The organism is Aquabacterium sp. (genome assembly GCF_004297345.1).
In the GTDB taxonomy this organism is placed as follows: Bacteria; Pseudomonadota; Gammaproteobacteria; order Burkholderiales; family Burkholderiaceae_C; genus Aquabacterium.
Genome location: NZ_SCTN01000561.1, coordinates 1 through 1,460, shown reverse-complemented (window position 1 = coordinate 1,460; position 1,460 = coordinate 1). Strand labels below are relative to the sequence as shown.

1 protein-coding gene is annotated in these 1,460 nt (G+C 61.2%); it reads right to left on the bottom strand.

All coding sequences use genetic code 11. From position 1 onward, the window contains the following. Positions 1-55: 55 nt before the first annotated feature. On the bottom strand, positions 56-1,460 hold a 1,405-nt coding region (locus EPO09_RS21490; RefSeq protein ID WP_290646535.1), incomplete at its 5' end, for a S8 family serine peptidase.

Genomic DNA, 1,460 nt, shown 5'->3' with positions numbered 1-1,460 from the left:
GAAGAGCAGGATATGCCTGCGCGCGTCAAGAACGTGGCGTTCGACGAATTGATGCTCATGCCTTGACGTTACGCCTGATGCTGCCCCGCAAAGCCAAGGCACAACACCCGCCCAGCATCAGCAATTCAAGCCAGGACACGGCTCCGCCACCTCCGCCGCCGCTGTCACTTTTAGCCGCTGCGGCCGAAGTCGATCTCACGACGGGCTGCCCGACAATCACCCATTCATCACTGCTTGCGGAGCGGCCTTGATCATCGACCACGGTCAGTCTGATCAGGAAGAAGCCATCAGCAGTTGGCGTGACCAGGATCGAGTTGCTGTCAGCTGACCAGCCACTGCTGCTGACGATACCGCCGTCGTCAATCAGATCCCAGTGGTAGGACACGATGCTGCTGCCCCCCGGACTGGCCATGGACTGCGTGCCGCTGAATGCAATAGCCTGCCGCGGCAGGGGTGCGTCGGGCACGCGTGTGATCACGGCCGCCGCATGCGTCAATGCGAACTGAACAGCCTGATTCGCATCCAGCATGCCTGCACCGCATGTCAGCGTGGTGCAATAGCACTCATCCTGAACGTCGCCGTTGGGCAAGTGACAACTGGCCACATCGGCTGCACTGCCCGATGTCGGGAAAGATCTGGCGGAAGCCTTCAGCAATGACCGCACGGCGGCCGATGTCAAAGCCGGACGAGCCTCCAGCATCATGGCCACGGCACCACTGACCTGCGGAGCAGAAAAGCTGGTGCCGTATGAGGGGTGGTTGACCGAATCCGAGTAGGTCGAGCCCCCGGAGGTATCGGCAATCGGTACCGTCGCACCTGAATTGCTTGTTGTCAGGATGGGATAGAGGCACGGCCCCCCGTTCTCGTTGACACAGTTGCCCCCCGGTGCGCTGATGCTGACCTCGGATCCCACTGAAGAAAATGCGACCTTGGTACCGATGTGCCTCAATCCGGCCACGGCAATGACGCCAGGACAATTGGCTGGCGATGACACATCCAACCCATTGTCATTGCCAGCCGAGGCCACCACCACGACCCTTAATGGCGCCAGTTCGGCCAGCACATCCTTGTAGGTCTGCGGGCAACTTTCCACGGCACCCAGACTCATGTTCAGCACTTTGGCTGGATGGCCGTTGGCCGGCAACCCATTGACCGACAGGCCTGCGGCCCACCGCATGCCCGCCAGGATGTCAGAGTCCCAGCCGCCACACTTGCCCAGCACGCGCACGGGGACGATCCGCGCATCCGGTGCCATGCCAGCCATGCCGATGTTGTTATTGGTTTGCGCACCAATGATGCCTGCCACCCGCGTGCCATGCCAACTGCTGCGAGCTTGCTCGGTACAGCCCGTGCTGAATCCCAATTCGTTGTTGATGTTGGTGACGTCGGTTGAGGTGACCCAATCCCCCAGATCGGACGCATCGGCGCTGCGACCGCCGTTGACTCGAGATACCGAGGCA